The 1,572-nt window shown below is 59.1% G+C and carries 1 protein-coding gene; it reads right to left on the bottom strand.

Annotated elements, in window-relative coordinates; all coding sequences use genetic code 11:
• Positions 1–33: 33 nt before the first annotated feature.
• Positions 34–1,572, bottom strand: a 1,539-nt coding sequence (locus QVO51_RS03490; RefSeq protein ID WP_288167813.1) for a glutamine synthetase type III, incomplete at its 5' end; no start/stop codon positions are given.

Below are 1,572 nucleotides of genomic sequence, written 5' to 3'. Positions count from 1 at the left end.
CATCTACCACACATTCTTTGTGCGGTGTTGCCTTTATTCAATCGAAAAAAGCATATCTCCGTAGGAGGGGAGCGGCCAGTGATCTCTGCCGCAGATCAGCTCCAGGTTGTCTGCCACGCACCGAAGCTCGGTCATGGCGGGGTAGATCCGTTCCCGGTAGGCGCTTGCCAGCTGGTAGGGATCCTGGATGGGCTTGATTTCCATCAAGCAGTCCGACAGGCTCTGGGTACGCTTGACCAGGCATTCGCTCAAGCGGCTGAGCTTTTTCAGAAGCCCGTCCTCCAGGGCGGTGGACGCCTCCGACTGTGCCAGCTTCTTGTTGGCAGCCAGCTGCGCCAGCTGACTCTGGTATGTGACGACCGCCGGGATGATCTCCTGGTTGACCATGTCGATCATGGTCAGCGCTTCGATATGCCCGATCTTGCTGTAATTCTCCAGCAGGATGGCGTACCGGGAGCGAACCTCCGCTTCGGTGAATACCCCATGCCGGGTAAACAGGGCGATGTTTTTCGGATCGATCAGAGTCCGCAGCGCCTCCGGCGTGCCGGGCAGATTGGTCAGCCCACGCTGTTCCGCCTCTGCCACCCACTGGGGGGAGTAGTTGTTGCCGTTGAAGATGATCCGCTTGTGATCGTGGATCACGGTTCGGATCAGCTCGTCCAGATCCTTCTGGAACTGTGCGCTGTGCTCCAGCCTGTCTGCATACTTCCCAAGCACGTCTGCTACAATGGTGTTCAGCACCGTGTTGGGGCCGGCAATGGACTGGGCGGAGCCAAGCATCCGGAATTCAAATTTATTGCCGGTAAAGGCAAAGGGAGATGTGCGGTTCCGGTCGGTGGCATCCCGGAAGAAGTGGGGCAGCACCGTGGCGCCGATCTCCATCTGTACCTGTTCCTTGCCCACATAAAGGGTTCCGCTTTCGATGGCGTGGAGGATATCCGTCAGTTCATCCCCCAGGAACATGGAAACGATTGCGGGGGGCGCTTCGTTGGCACCCAGCCGGTGATCGTTCCCGGCGCTGGCAACCGAGACCCGGAGCAGATCCTGGTACTCGTCCACAGCCTCGATCACTGCGCACAGGAAAAGGAGAAATTGGGCATTTTCGTAGGGCGTTCCGCCCGGCTCCAGGAGGTTCATGCCCGTATCCGTGGATATCGACCAGTTATTGTGCTTGCCGGAGCCGTTCACCCCGGCAAAGGGCTTTTCGTGCAGCAGGCACGCCATGCCATGCTGTGCGGCAACGGTTTTCATCAGCTCCATGGTCAGCTGGTTGTGGTCGCATGCCAGATTGGTGGTGGTGTAAATGGGGGCAAGCTCATGCTGGGCGGGAGCGACCTCATTGTGCTCCGTCTTTGCAAGCACCCCCAGCTGCCACAGTTCCCGGTCCAGCTGCGCCATAAAGGCGCTGACCCGTGGAGGGATGGAGCCGAAGTAGTGATCCGCAAGCTCCTGCCCCTTGGGGGGTCTTGCTCCGAACAGGGTTCTGCCGCAGCATTTCAGATCCCGGCGCTTTTCGTACAGCTTCCGGTCAATGAGGAAGTATTCCTGTTCCGGCCCCACCGTGGCGATGAC

It is taken from the genome of Ruminococcus sp. CAG:379 (genome assembly GCF_000434255.1).
Lineage (GTDB): Bacteria > Bacillota > Clostridia > Oscillospirales > Ruminococcaceae > Ruminococcus_F > Ruminococcus_F champanellensis.
This window is presented reverse-complemented; position numbering and strand designations above follow the sequence as displayed.